At 49.3% G+C, this 14,113-nt stretch carries 6 protein-coding genes and 2 pseudogenes; 5 read left to right on the forward strand and 3 right to left on the reverse strand.

Going from position 1 to position 14,113, the window contains the following annotated elements; genetic code table 11:
* Positions 1–45 precede the first annotated feature (45 nt).
* From ALFI_RS02735 to ALFI_RS02755, 5 genes and pseudogenes are all read left to right on the forward strand, one after another.
* A complete protein-coding gene (locus ALFI_RS02735) occupies positions 46–2,136 on the forward strand; it encodes a type IA DNA topoisomerase (RefSeq protein ID WP_008141550.1) in 2,091 nt (696 codons plus the stop codon).
* Between the two features lie 167 nt (positions 2,137–2,303).
* Entirely contained in the window at positions 2,304–2,756 is a 453-nt protein-coding gene (locus ALFI_RS02740) for a DUF1896 domain-containing protein (RefSeq protein ID WP_008141546.1), read from the forward strand.
* Positions 2,746–8,598 (forward strand): N-6 DNA methylase, encoded by a 5,853-nt coding sequence (locus ALFI_RS02745; protein WP_014774671.1) that lies wholly within the window; start codon positions 2,746–2,748, stop codon positions 8,596–8,598. The genes ALFI_RS02740 and ALFI_RS02745 overlap by 11 nt, the downstream gene beginning before the upstream one ends.
* Before the next feature lie 657 nt (positions 8,599–9,255).
* Positions 9,256–11,181 (forward strand): tetracycline resistance ribosomal protection protein Tet(Q), encoded by a 1,926-nt coding sequence (gene tet(Q) / locus ALFI_RS02750; protein ID WP_004291466.1) that lies wholly within the window; start codon positions 9,256–9,258, stop codon positions 11,179–11,181.
* Positions 11,181–13,433 (forward strand): annotated as a pseudogene (locus ALFI_RS02755) (ATP-binding response regulator); the annotation flags it as partial. The gene tet(Q) and the pseudogene ALFI_RS02755, both read left to right, overlap by 1 nt.
* Here ALFI_RS02755 and ALFI_RS16345 read toward each other — a convergent pair.
* The 3 genes and pseudogenes from ALFI_RS16345 to ALFI_RS02765 all read right to left on the reverse strand — a co-directional run.
* Positions 13,424–13,648: pseudogene (locus tag ALFI_RS16345) on the reverse strand (DUF6956 domain-containing protein); the annotation flags it as partial. The pseudogenes ALFI_RS02755 and ALFI_RS16345 overlap by 10 nt on opposite strands.
* Positions 13,588–13,818, reverse strand: coding sequence for a DUF3873 domain-containing protein (locus tag ALFI_RS02760; RefSeq protein WP_008653296.1), 231 nt, complete (start codon positions 13,816–13,818; stop codon positions 13,588–13,590). The gene ALFI_RS02760 and the pseudogene ALFI_RS16345, both read right to left, overlap by 61 nt.
* A 20-nt stretch (positions 13,819–13,838) precedes the next feature.
* On the reverse strand, positions 13,839–14,096 hold the full coding sequence (locus ALFI_RS02765; RefSeq protein ID WP_008653294.1) for a hypothetical protein: 258 nt from the start codon (positions 14,094–14,096) through the stop codon (positions 13,839–13,841).
* Between the last annotated feature and the right edge of the window lie 17 nt (positions 14,097–14,113).

The raw sequence follows: 14,113 nt of genomic DNA on the forward strand, positions 1-14,113 counted from the left end.
TAAATCCAAAATAGAATCCAAAGTATCACTAAAAAGTAAGAAAACATGAAGACAATCATTGCAGAAAAGCCATCCGTGGCACGTGAAATCGCCCGCATCGTGGGCGCGACAAAAAGAGAGGAAGGATATTTCGAGGGAGGCGGCTATGCCGTGACATGGGCATTCGGACACCTCGTCCAGCTTGCCATGCCCGACGGCTACGGCATACGTGGTTTCGTCCGTGGTAACCTGCCCGTCATCCCCGGAACCTTCACGCTCATTCCCCGTCAGGAAAAGACAGAGAAAGGCTACAAGTCCGACAGCGGCGTGGTGTCGCAGATAAAAATCATCGCCCGTCTTTTCAAGGAAAGCGAGCAGATCATCGTGGCGACCGATGCCGGACGCGAAGGTGAGCTTATCTTCCGCTACCTCTACCACTATATCGGATGTACCACTCCTTTCGTGCGCCTTTGGATAAGCTCGCTTACCGACAAGGCTATCCGTGAGGGACTGCGCAACCTCGAAGCGGGCGACAAATACGACAACCTCTACCTTGCCGCCAAAGCACGGAGCGAATCCGACTGGCTTGTGGGCATCAACGGCACGCAGGCACTCTCCATCGCCGCTGGACACGGCACATATTCCGTCGGACGGGTACAGACACCTACGCTGGCGATGGTATGCGCACGTTACTGGGAGAACCGCCGTTTCACGGTAGAACCGTTCTGGCAGCTCCATATCGCCGCAGACGGAGGCAACGGTGATACCGTGAAATTCTCGTCCTCCGAGAAATGGAAAGAGAAAGAGCCTGCGACGGAATTATATAATAAAGTAAAGGAAGCAGGCACAGCCACCGTCACGAAAGCGGAGCGCAAGGAGAAGATAGAGGACACTCCGCTCCTGTACGACCTGACCACGCTCCAGAAGGAGGCCAACGCCAAACACGGCTTCACAGCGGAGCAGACACTCGAAATCGCGCAGAAGCTCTACGAGAAGAAACTTATCACCTATCCGAGAACCGGAAGCCGCTACATCCCCGAAGACGTGTTCGTGGAAATTCCCAAGTTGCTCGCCTTCATCGGCAACCTGCCCGAATGGAAAGACAAAGTCAATCCGAAGGCAGTGCCGACACGCCGCAGCGTGGACGGCGGCAAGGTAACAGACCACCATGCCCTACTCGTCACGGGCGAGAAACCGCTGTTCCTCTCCAAAGAAGATAATACCGTCTATCAGATGATTGCCGGACGCATGATTGAGGCTTTCTCTGAAAAATGCGTCAAAGACACCGCTACTGTTACGGCGGAGTGTGCCGGAGCGGAGTTCGTGGTGAAAGGCAGTGTTATCAGGCAAGTCGGGTGGCGTGCAGTCTATGGCGAGGAAGAGAAAGAGGAGACCATCATACCCGGCTGGCAGGAAGACGATAGGCTGGCACTGAAAGCCGCCTCCATCACGGAAGGTAAGACCAAGCCTAAGCCGCTGCATACCGAAGCCTCCCTGCTGTCCGCAATGGAAACGGCTGGCAAGGAGATAGAGGACGACGCGCTGCGTCAGGCATTGAAGGATTGCGGCATCGGCACGCCTGCCACCCGTGCAGCCATCATCGAAACGCTTTTCAAACGCGGTTACATGGAACGTTGCAAGAAGTCGCTTGTACCCACCGAAAAAGGGCTTGCCCTCTACTCGGTCGTGAAGACGATGCTCATCGCCGACGTCGCCATGACGGGTGAATGGGAGAAGGAACTGGCACGCATCGAGCGCGGGGAACTGCTCGCCGATACCTTCCGCAAGGAGATAGAGGCGTACACAAAGGAGATTACCTCCGAACTGCTCTCGTGCGACAAACTGTTCGCCCGCAGGGATTCCGGCTGCAAGTGTCCCAAGTGCGGGACGGGCAGTATGCAGTTCTACGGCAAGGTCGTCCGCTGCGACAACGCGGAGTGCGGGCTGCCCGTGTTCCGCCTGAAGGCAAACCGTACCCTCACCGATGACGAAATCAAAGACCTGCTCACCGACGGACACACGAAACTGCTCAAAGGTTTCAAGAGCAAGCAGGGCAAGAGTTTCGATGCCGTGGTTGCCTTTGACGGGGACTACAACACGACTTTCGTGTTCCCCGAAAGGAAAAGTAAGGCAACCTCTGCGAGAAGAAGAAAATAATGAGTAACTTTGCCACTGATTCAGAGTAATGAACTGTTCTTCGATACCGGATTACACTCATGCTTTGGATTTAGTGGTGGCACTCGGAGGGATACCGAGTGCCTTTTCTTTCTCCTTTCAGACAATTATCCCGGTCATGATTTACCAATCCACTAAATTCCAAAGTAATGAACAACAAGAAGAAAAACGAGGGGCAGACCGACTTTTCCTACTACGGTCTGTACCTGCTAGACTATCTCCGAACAAACAGATTTGAACAGGCGACCGACGAAGCCTTCATCCGTGAACGCGCCGACCGTGCCGCCGGAACGTATGAACGGGCAATGCTCGAAGGCTATCCCGCCGCAGGTGCGCAGGAATTGGCTATGCGCACGCTGACGGAGGGGCTTCGCTACTCCAAGTACGCCATCCTGCGCGAAGTCGTAGAGAACGAGTTTGCCGACGACGTGCCGGAAGCGGAGCGTGAATCCTTTACCCGAAAACTGCTGCCGCTTGTCGGAAACGTATTCTCCATTTATGACCTTTCGGATGACAATTTCGCCCTGTCGCCCGATTATGACCTGCTCTACACGGAGCTGACGGGGGCTGTCGTCCTTTATATAGAGGAATATGGCGTTTAACCGCAAACAAAGGTTGCGGGACAACATCGAGGCGATACGGACGGCATTCGTCCTTGACAGGGAACAACGCACCCCCACCGCACGCGAAAGGCTCTTGTTGGAGCGTTATTGCGGTTTCGGTGGACTGAAGTGCATACTGAACCCAGCAAAGGAACTGACGGATGCCGTCCATTGGGCGAAATCCGACCTCGAACTGTTTGCCCCTACCGTGGAACTGCACAAGTTACTACGGGAGAATACAAAAGACGATACGGAGTATAAGCGGTACATGGATGCTATGAAGCAATCCGTTCTGACCGCTTTCTATACTCCGCCGGAGATAACAGGCACTATTGCGGACGTGCTGCATGAACACGGCATACGCCCCGACCGGGTACTGGAACCATCGGCAGGCGTTGGCGCATTTGTGGATGCCGTATTAGAGAACAAGCCGGACGCGGACATCATGGCTTTTGAGAAAGACCTGATGACGGGCAAGATATTGAAACACCTGCATCCCGACCAGAAAGTAAGGATACAGGGGTACGAGAAAATTGAAAAGCCGTTCATGAACCATTTTGATCTGGCTATATCCAATATCCCCTTTGGTGATGTGGCGGTGTTCGACCCGGAATTTACCAACAGTCATGACATGGCAAGACGGTCGGCATCCAAGACGATACACAACTATTTCTTTCTGAAAAGCCTTGATGCGGTGCGTGAAGGCGGAATCGTGGCGTTCATTACCTCGCAGGGGGTGTTGGATGCCCCGACCAATGCGCCCATACGCGAGTATATGATGAACCACGCCAATCTGGTGGGTGTTGCCCGTCTGCCGAACAACCTCTTTACGGAAAATGCGGGTACGGAGGTGGGCAGTGATTTGATTATTCTGCAAAAGAACAGCGGAAAGAACGGGAAACTGTATTATAATGAGAAACTTTTTGTGCAAACAGAACAGACCCCTATCGGCACTTCCGTAAATGGGTATGTATGGAGCATCGGTTCGCTTTCCCACACGGATTTAACCAAAAGTACCGACCCTTACGGAAAGCCTGCCTATAAGCTCATGCACAGAGGCGATACCGTACAATTGGCGGAAGACTTACGGGAACATCTGAAAATAGAACTGCACCAACTCAACAGGGAACTCTACGAAAGACATAGCCTGCATCCGACGCAAACGGAAAGTACGGATAAAAGTATGAATGTGGAAGTACAGCCGTCTCCGAAAGTAGAAGCGGTGACTTCTACCGCTAATGTTTTTATCACAGAAGCGGAGAAACCGAAAGTTCAACCCATAGACGAGAAGCCGGAGATTGAGCCACGCCAGACGAATCATTCAAATGCCGTTCAGCTCACTCTGCTTGACCTTTGGGGTATGCCCATAGAAGAACCTGCCAAAAAGAAAAAGGCAACCAAAAAGGAAAACAAGGCAAAGCGTGCTATTCCTAAACCGAAACCGCCGATTATGGCAGTTCCTCCTGTTGAATCCGTCAAGCCTGCAACCGAAAGCAAGAAGGCAAAGCCGGAAAGTGCAGGGAAGCAAAGCGACCCTGAAGATATTTATGCCACTTTGGACTGGGACACCAATCCACCCATCAACGGCTTCTATGAAACGATGATGAGCCTGACACCGGAACGGCGCAAGGCTCTACGGCTTGAAGCGGAACGGCACAGACAGGAACAACTGAAAAAGTCGGGTATCAAGGACACGATGAATCCTGCCTTTGTGCCTTCGTCGGATAACAAACCGGAGCAAAAGGAAGCAGCAAAACAACCCGAAGCACAGCCGGAGGCAACTCCCGTTCCTATTACGGACAATAGCCCAAGTGAGAAAGCAACCGCTTCACTATTCCCGGAATTTGAAACGGAAAAGCCGAAGGAGGAAGCCCCCGACCTTACGCCGCGTCCCTATCACCGCACACCGGAAATGCACCTGCGTGAAGGGTCGCTGGTGGCTGACAGGTCACGCCGTACCGTCGGCTACCTGAAGGACATCACGCCTTACGGTGCGACATTCCAACCGCTTGATTTGAAAGGCTACCAGAAGGAAAAGGCGTTGCTGTATGTGTCGCTGCGTGACGCATACGAGCGACTATACCGCTATGAATCGAACAGTCACGAGGAAAATGTACCGTGGCGTGAGCATCTGAACACCTGCTATGACGAGTTCGTCATGCGATACGGCAACCTCAACGCCAAGCAGAATGTGAAACTGGTGATGATGGACGCAGGCGGGCGTGACATACTCTCGCTGGAACGGGCGGAGAACGGGAAGTTTGTCAAGGCGGACATCTTCGATCGTCCCGTTTCATTCTCGGTGGAGAGCCATGTCAACGTCGGCACTCCCGAAGAAGCCCTGTCCGCATCGCTCAACAAGTTCGGCACGGTCAATCTCGACTACATGAAGACGATAACCGACGGCACGGAAGAGGAATTGCTCACTGCCTTGCAAGGGCGCATCTACTACAATCCGCTCGTGACCGGTTACGAGATCAAAGACCGCTTCATCGCCGGGAACGTGATAGAGAAGGCGGAACGCATAGAGGCATGGATGGGTGAAAATCCCGAAAGCGGATGTATGCCGGAGGTGAAGCAGGCGTTGGATGCACTGAAAGACGCCGAACCGCCCCGCATCGCCTTTGAAGACCTTGATTTCAACTTCGGGGAACGCTGGATTCCTACGGGTGTCTATTCCGCCTACATGAGCCATTTCTACAGCACGGACGTGAAAATTGCTTACTCTCCGACTTTGGATGAGTTCTCGGTGGCTTGCAGTCACAAGAATTTCAAGATATGGGACGAGTTTTGCGTGAAGGGCTATTACCGCAGTTACGACGGCATGAGCCTTTTGAAACACGCCCTGCACAACACCTGCCCCGACATGATGAAGTCCATCGGCAAGGATGAGCATGGCAACGACATCAAGGTGCGCGACAGCGAGGGCATACAGCTTGCCAACGCCAAGATTGACGAGATACGAAACGGCTTCACCGAATGGCTCGAAGAGCAGTCGCCGCAGTTCAAGGAACGGCTGACGACGATGTATAACCGCAAGTTCAACTGTTTCGTGCGCCCGAAGTATGACGGCTCACACCAGACTTTCCCCGACCTCAACCTGAAGGGGCTGGCAAGCCGGGGCATCAAGAGCATCTATCCCTCACAAATGGATTGTGTCTGGATGCTGAAACAGAATGGCGGTGGAATTTGTGACCACGAGGTCGGAACCGGTAAAACGCTGATAATGTGTATCGCTGCGCATGAGATGAAGCGTCTGAACTTGGCGCACAAGCCGATGATTATCGGGCTGAAAGCCAATGTAGCGGAGATCGCAGCTACCTATCAGGCGGCATATCCCAACGCCCGTATTCTCTACGCTTCGGAAAAGGACTTCTCGACCGTCAACCGTGTGCGGTTCTTCAACAACATCCGAAACAATGACTATGATTGCGTCATCATGTCGCACGACCAGTTCGGCAAGATACCGCAGTCGCCGGAGTTGCAGCAGCGCATCCTGCAAGCAGAGCTTGACACGGTGGAGGAAAACCTCGAAGTGTTGCGGCAGCAGGGAAAGAACGTGTCGCGGGCGATGCTGAAAGGGCTGGAGAAGCGCAAGTTCAACCTTGTGGCGAAGCTGGAGAAGGTGGAACACGCCATCCAATCGCGCACTGACGATGTGGTGGACTTCAAGCAGATGGGCATCGACCACATCTTCATCGACGAGAGCCACCAGTTCAAGAACCTAACGTTCAACACGCGCCACGACCGTGTGGCGGGCTTGGGAAACTCGGAGGGAAGCCAGAAGGCTCTCAATATGCTTTTCGCCATCCGCACCATACAGGAGCGCACGGGCAGGGACTTGGGAGCCACCTTCCTCTCCGGCACGACCATCAGCAACTCGCTGACGGAGCTGTACCTCCTGTTCAAGTACCTGCGTCCGAAGGAGCTGGAGCGGCAGGACATCCGTTGTTTCGATGCGTGGGCGGCAATTTTTGCCAAGAAGACCACCGACTTCGAGTTCAACGTGACGAATAACGTGGTGCAGAAAGAGCGTTTCCGCTACTTCATCAAAGTGCCGGAACTTGCCGCCTTCTACAACGAGATAACGGACTACCGCACGGCGGAGGATGTGGGCGTGGACCGTCCGCACAAGAACGAGATACTGCACCACATACCGCCTACGCCTGACCAAGAGTATTTCATCAAGCAACTGATGGAATTTGCCAAGACAGGCGACGCCACCCTGCTGGGCAGGCTGCCGCTTTCGGAAACGGAGGAAAAAGCGAAGATGCTCATCGCCACGGACTATGCCCGCAAGATGGCTCTGGATATGCGCATGATAGACCCGCACTATGAAGACCACCCCGACAACAAGGCGAGCCACTGCGCCAAGATGATCGCGGAGTATTACCAAAAGTACGACGCGCAGAAAGGCACGCAGTTCGTCTTCTCGGACTTGGGTACTTACCAGCCGGGCGACGGGTGGAACGTCTATTCGGAAATCAAGCGCAAGCTGACGGAGGACTACGGCATACCGCCCGGCGAGGTGCGCTTCATTCAGGAGTGCAAGACCGACAAGGCGCGGAAGGCGGTGATAGATGCCATGAACGCCGGGACGGTGCGTGTGCTGTTCGGTTCCACCTCCATGCTCGGCACGGGCGTGAACGCTCAGAAACGGTGTGTGGCAATCCATCATCTCGATACACCGTGGCGACCGTCCGACCTGCAACAGCGTGACGGACGCGGAGTTAGAGCGGGTAACGAGATAGCCAAGCATTTTGCAGGTAATAACGTGGATGTAATAATCTATGCGGTGGAGAAGTCGCTGGACAGCTACAAGTTCAACCTCCTGCACTGCAAGCAGACTTTCATCAGCCAGCTCAAAAGCGGTGCGATGGGTGCGCGTACCATCGACGAGGGGGCTATGGACGAGAAGTCGGGCATGAACTTCTCGGAGTACATGGCGTTGCTCTCCGGCAACACCGACCTGCTGGACAAGGCGAAACTTGAAAAGCGCATCGCCTCGCTCGAAGGGGAACGCAAGTCGTTCAACAAGGGCAGGCGTGATTCGGAGTTCAAGCTGGAGTCAAAGACGGGCGAACTGCGTAACAATACGGCAATGGTGAATGCCATGACGGAGGACTGGAACCGCTTCCTGTCGGTGGTGCAGACCGACAAGGAGGGCAACCGCCTTAATATAATAAAGGTGGACGGAGTGGATTCCGCCGATGAGAAGGTCATCGGAAAGCGTTTGCAGGAGATAGCCAAGAATGCCACGACCGGAGGGTTGTACACGCAGGTCGGTGAACTTTACGGTTTTCCGATAAAGGTGGTGAGCGAAAGGATACTCAAAGAGGGATTGGAGTTCACCGACAACCGCTTCGTGGTCGAGGGGAACTACAAGTACACCTACAACAACGGGCATCTGGCGATGGCTGACCCGTTGGCCGCCGCCCGCAACTTCCTCAACGCGATGGAGAGGATACCCTCCATCATCGACCAGTACAAGGCGAAGAACGAGGTGCTGGAGATGGAGATACCGCAGTTACAGGAGATAGCGGGTAAGGTGTGGAAGAAGGAGGACGAGCTGAAGCAGTTGAAGTCCGAACTTGCCGCCCTTGACCGAAAAATTCAGCTGGAGCTTGCGCCACCCACGCCCGAAGTCGCAGAAAAGGAGAATGAAGGGCAACAGCTCAAGCCGGAAGCGGAAGATGTGAGGAACAGGCAGGCGCAATATCCCGAAAATGCACCGCCGCAGATACGCAGTCCGGCGGATAGTATCGTTGCCAACCATGTCATAATCGGGCGTCCGGGACTGTATGCCAAGGAGGAAACCCGGTCCAAAGGATTGAAAATATAACCTAAGGAATTTTATCTGAAGTATTAATAAGGGCTATCCCAAAAGGTCTAAAAGTAAATTTTATCCTTTCTGCAAGTATCTATAGGATGGCAACTGCATTTTTTTCTTTTTGGGCAGCCCTTATTAAAATTTATTCTTATTTTAGGTTATATACATTCATGTCCATTTATGTAAAAAATTCCTGCTGACCTTGTTTATGTCTTGTCAGTCACCATTTGCAAAACCATATTTGACCCTCAAAGAGGCTGAATTTGATAAGTAACTTGCTACATACTCATAATAAGGAGCTAAATAGAACACGAATGGGAAATACACAAATGCTAAACTAAAGAAGATATTGGCCAAAATAAACGCTATACCGAGAGAGAAACTTGATTTTTCAACTTCCTAAAACGGTGTTGTTCAAACATTTCTACTTATTTGTACTTGCCAGTTGAACCTACGCTTCCCTAATAAAATGTCTATGGTAAAAAGTTAAAAAATCCTCCCACTTTTGTTAGATATATTTTTTTGTGTAATTTTGTAATCGTTATGCGGCAGTAATAATATACATATTAATACGAGTTAGTAATCCTGTAGTTCTCATATGCTACGAGGAGGTATTAAAAGGTGCGTTTCGACAATGCATCTACTGTAGTATATTATTGCTTAATCCAAATGAATATTATAAATTTAGGAATTCTTGCTCACATTGATGCAGGAAAAACTTCCGTAACCGAGAATCTGCTGTTTGCCAGTGGAGCAACGGAAAAGTGCGGCCGTGTGGATAATGGTGACACCATAACGGACTCTATGGATATAGAGAAACGTAGAGGAATTACTGTCCGGGCTTCTACGACATCTATTATCTGGAATGGAGTGAAATGCAATATCATTGACACTCCGGGACACATGGATTTTATTGCGGAAGTGGAGCGGACATTCAAAATGCTTGATGGAGCAGTCCTCATCTTATCCGCAAAGGAAGGCATACAAGCGCAGACAAAGTTGCTGTTCAGTACTTTACAAAAGCTGCAAATCCCGACAATTATATTTATCAATAAGATTGACCGTGCCGGTGTGAATTTGGAGCGTTTGTATATGGATATAAAAACAAATCTGTCGCAAGATGTCCTGTTTATGCAAACTGTTGTCGATGGATCGGTTTATCCGGTTTGCTCCCAAACATATATAAAGGAAGAATACAAAGAATTTGTATGCAACCATGACGACGATATATTAGAACGATATTTGGCGGATAGCGAAATTTCACCGGCTGATTATTGGAATACGATAATCGCTCTTGTGGCAAAAGCCAAAGTCTATCCGGTGCTACATGGATCAGCAATGTTCAATATCGGTATCAATGAGTTGTTGGACGCCATTTCTTCTTTTATACTTCCTCCGGCATCAGTCTCAAACAGACTTTCAGCTTATCTCTATAAGATAGAGCATGACCCCAAAGGGCATAAAAGAAGTTTTCTTAAAATAATTGACGGAAGTCTGAGACTTCGAGACGTTGTAAGAATCAACGATTCGGAAAAATTCATCAAGATTAAAAATCTAAAGACTATTTATCAGGGCAGAGAGATAAATGTTGATGAAGTGGGTGCCAATGATATCGCGATTGTAGAAGATATAGAAGATTTTCGAATCGGAGATTATTTAGGTGCTAAACCTTGTTTGATTCAAGGATTATCTCATCAGCATCCCGCTCTCAAATCCTCCGTCCGGCCAAATAAGCCCGAAGAGAGAAGCAAGGTGATATCCGCTCTGAATACATTGTGGATTGAAGACCCGTCTTTGTCCTTTTCCATAAACTCATATAGTGATGAATTGGAAATCTCGTTATATGGTTTGACCCAAAAGGAAATCATACAGACATTGCTGGAAGAACGATTTTCCGTAAAGGTCCATTTTGATGAGATCAAGACTATCTACAAAGAACGACCTATAAAAAAGGTCAATAAGATTATTCAGATCGAAGTACCACCCAACCCTTACTGGGCCACAATAGGGCTGACTCTTGAACCCTTACCGTTAGGGGCAGGGTTGCAAATCGAAAGTGACATCTCCTATGGTTATCTGAACCATTCTTTTCAAAATGCCGTTTTTGAAGGGATTCGTATGTCTTGCCAATCTGGTTTACATGGATGGGAAGTGACAGATCTGAAAGTAACTTTTACTCAAGCCGAGTATTATAGCCCGGTAAGTACACCTGCTGATTTCAGACAGCTGACCCCTTATGTCTTCAGGCTGGCTTTGCAACAGTCAGGTGTGGACATTCTCGAACCGATGCTCTGTTTTGAGTTGCAGATACCCCAAGTAGCGAGTTCCAAAGCTATTACAGATTTGCAAAAACTGATGTCTGAGATTGAAGACATCAGTTGTAATAATGAGTGGTGTCATATTAAAGGGAAAGTTCCATTAAATACAAGTAAAGACTATGCCTCAGAAGTAAGTTCGTACACTAAGGGCTTAGGCATTTTTATGGTTAAGCCATGTGGGTATCAAATAACAAAAGACGGTTATTCTGATAATATCCGCATGAACGAAAAAGATAAACTTTTATTCATGTTCCAAAAATCAATGTCATTAAAATAATGGAGCGGTCAGGAAATTTCTATAAGGCAATACGGTTGGGATATATACTTATCTCCATTCTTATCGGATGTATGGCATATAATAGCCTCTATGAATGGCAGGAGATAGAAGCATTAGAACTTGGCAATAAAAAAATAGACGAGCTCCGAAAAGAAATAAACAATATCAATATTCAAATGATAAAATTTTCTCTATTGGGTGAAACAATACTGGAATGGAACGATAAAGATATCGAGCATTACCATGCACGGCGTATGGCAATGGACAGTATGCTCTGCCGTTTCAAGGCCACCTATCCAGCAGAGCGCATCGATAGTGTGCGCAGTCTTTTAGAGGATAAGGAACGACAGATGTTCCAGATAGTCCGGTTAATGGATGAACAACAATCTATTAACAAGAAGATAGCCAATCAAATTCCGGTTATTGTACAGAAAAGTGTGCAGGAACAGTCCAAAAAGCCAAAACGAAAAGGTTTCTTAGGCATATTCGGCAAAAAAAAGGAAGTAACTCCAGCAGTATCAACCACTATCCTTCATTCGGTCAATAGAAACGTAATCAGCGAACAGAAAGTGCAGGATCGCCAATTGTCGGAACAAGCCGACAGCCTTGCAGCTCGTAATGCAGAACTTAACAGACAACTGCAAGAATTGATTTGCCAAATAGAAGAAAAGGTACAAACCGAACTGCAAAGCCGGGAAAACGAAATAGTTGCCATGCGTGAAAAGTCATTTATGCAAGTAGGCGGTTTAATGGGATTCGTTCTTCTATTGTTGTTAATTTCCTACATCATCATACATCGTGATGCAAAAAGCATTAAACAATACAAGCACAAGACAACTGATTTGATAAGGCAACTGGAACAATCCGTACAACGGAACGAGGCACTGATAACGTCAAGGAAGAAGGCGGTACATACTATCACCCATGAACTGCGCACACCGCTGACAGCAATAACAGGCTATGCCGGACTGATACGGAAAGAACAGTGTGAGGATAAGTCCGGGCAGTATATCCAAAACATACTGCAATCCTCCGACCGTATGCGGGATATGCTTAACACTTTGCTTGACTTCTTCCGCCTGGACAACGGCAAGGAACAGCCCCGTCTGTCACCCTGCCGGATTTCAGCAATCACGCACACACTTGAAACGGAGTTCATGCCTGTTGCCGTGAACAAAGGGCTGTCCTTGTCCGTGAAGACTGGACACGATGCCATTGTATTGACCGACAAAGAGCGAATAATACAAATCGGGAATAACCTGCTGTCAAACGCTGTCAAGTTCACAGAAGAAGGCGGTGTTTCTTTGATTACTGAATATGATAATGGAGTTCTGACACTGGTCGTTGAAGATACAGGTACAGGCATGACAGAAGAGGAACAGAAACAAGCGTTCGGTGCGTTTGAACGTCTATCAAATGCCGCCGCAAAGGAGGGTTTCGGGCTTGGGCTTGCCATAATGCGTAATATTGTGTCGATGCTTGGCGGAACAATCCGTTTAGACAGCAAGAAAGGGAAAGGCAGTCGTTTCACAGTTGAAATTTCTATGCAGGAAGCTGAAGAACAGCTTGGATATACAAGCAATACACCTGTTTATCATAACAATAAATTCCATGATGTTGTCGCCATTGACAATGATGAGGTATTACTTCTGATGCTGAAAGAGATGTATTCCCAAGAAGGAATACACTGCGACACTTGCACCGATGCTGCGGCACTGATGGAAATGATACGCCAGAAAGAATACAGCCTGTTGCTGACAGACTTGAATATGCCCGATATAAACGGTTTCGAATTGCTGGAACTGTTGCGTTCGTCCAACGTGGGCAATTCACCAACAATCCCGGTGGTTGTGGCAACCGCTTCGGGCAGTTGTAACAAAGGGGAACTATTGGCAAAAGGCTTTGCCGGATGCCTGTTCAAACCGTTCTCCATATCGGAACTGATGGAGGTTTCCGACAGGTGTGCCATAAAAGCGACACCGGACGGGAAACCGGACTTTTCCGCCTTATTGTCCTATGGCAATGAAGCCGTCATGCTGGAAAAGTTGATAACTGAAACAGAAAAGGAAATGCAGGCGGTACGGGATGCAGCAAAAGAAAAAGACCTGCAAAAGCTGGATTCCCTGATCCACCACCTGCGCAGTTCGTGGGAGGTGCTCCGTGCCGACCAACCGCTGAATGTACTTTACGGATTGCTTCGTGGCGATGCTCTCCCGGATGGTGAAGCGTTAAGCCATGCCGTGACTGCCGTATGGCTGTCAATGGCGGTGAAACGGCTGCTTTCATAGCTGTCTATCCACCCCTTCAGGGTATCAACTCCCCACGCTTCCGCATCGTCAAAGATGCCGTCCAATGCCTTGATAGGCTCGCTGAATCTGACGATCAGTGTTTGGTAGCCTGCCACGTTCATCGCTTGCCCTCCTTTCCTTCCTTTGCCGTCAGCCACTTGTCCCGTGCGGTTCGGCACTCGTCCAACGTGGGTTTGACACAAGAGAACAACTCTCCGTCCGTGTGGCGGTAATCGTATTGCACAAGTGTTCGCCTGCGTCTGCCAATACCCATTTGAAATTTCTCGTATTTCTCCGTACCTGCTTCCGTGCAGGTACTTACTCCGTTGATTGTCATTCGTGTACTCATAATCGTTGTTTTTTAGATGGTTAGAAATGTACTGACAACACTCTGTTCTGCATCACCATATCGGGATTGCTTGTGTAGCGTTGGTGCAGGTAGAAATGGTGTGAGCCGAAGCCGTAAAGAAAGAACTTGTCAAGTTCGTGCTTCTCGGAAAAGTCTTTTACGCTTGCTCTTAACTGCTCCTCACTCTGACAAAGAGTGAGGAGGTTTATAAATTCAAGGAACATCGAGGGGATTTTATCGTCCCACAAACAAATCATACTTTCAATTCTTACTTCCATGCTGTTATGTATTATAA

It is taken from the genome of Alistipes finegoldii DSM 17242 (assembly GCF_000265365.1).
Classification (GTDB): Bacteria; Bacteroidota; Bacteroidia; order Bacteroidales; family Rikenellaceae; genus Alistipes; species Alistipes finegoldii.

Bases quoted from the DNA above. Each gene is read 5' to 3' on its own strand.
- ALFI_RS02735 (WP_008141550.1), top strand. From the start codon at position 46: ATGAAGACAATCATTGCAGAAAAGCCATCCGTGGCACGTGAAATCGCC.
- ALFI_RS02745 (WP_014774671.1), top strand. From the start codon at position 2,746: ATGGCGTTTAACCGCAAACAAAGGTTGCGGGACAACATCGAGGCGATA.
- ALFI_RS02765 (WP_008653294.1), bottom strand. From the start codon at position 14,096: ATGGAAGTAAGAATTGAAAGTATGATTTGTTTGTGGGACGATAAAATC.
- ALFI_RS02740 (WP_008141546.1), top strand. From the start codon at position 2,304: ATGAACAACAAGAAGAAAAACGAGGGGCAGACCGACTTTTCCTACTAC.
- ALFI_RS02760 (WP_008653296.1), bottom strand. From the start codon at position 13,818: ATGAGTACACGAATGACAATCAACGGAGTAAGTACCTGCACGGAAGCA.